Genomic DNA, 307 nt, shown 5'->3' with positions numbered 1-307 from the left:
GTCCTGGTACCGGCATCTGAATCCTCCGCCCCCGGCGGGGATCACCGTTCCGCATGCCGACCGGGACTACCCGAACCGGATCACCGCCGCCGAAACCGAGGAGTTTATGGGACTGCTCAATTCCAAGGAATATGGGAATCTTTCGGTCACTCAGGCCTATTACCGGATGTTGGACGCGGGGCATTGTTCGTTCTCGATAGCGGCGGCGCACCGGATGGTGGCCAGGCACGGGCAGAACGGAGACCGCCGCTCACAACGTAGTGGCACGGGCCCGAAAAGGGCCAAGCCCGTCTTGGAAGCCACAGCC

General features: G+C 62.9%; 1 protein-coding gene. It reads left to right on the top strand.

Features of this window, described 5'->3' with window-relative positions; genetic code table 11:
• Window positions 1-307, top strand: a 307-nt coding sequence (locus JYA52_RS00220; protein ID WP_205651158.1) for a hypothetical protein, incomplete at both ends; no start/stop codon positions are given.

This window comes from Arthrobacter pascens, from assembly GCF_017052465.1.
GTDB lineage: Bacteria > Actinomycetota > Actinomycetes > Actinomycetales > Micrococcaceae > Arthrobacter > Arthrobacter pascens.
This window is presented reverse-complemented; position numbering and strand designations above follow the sequence as displayed.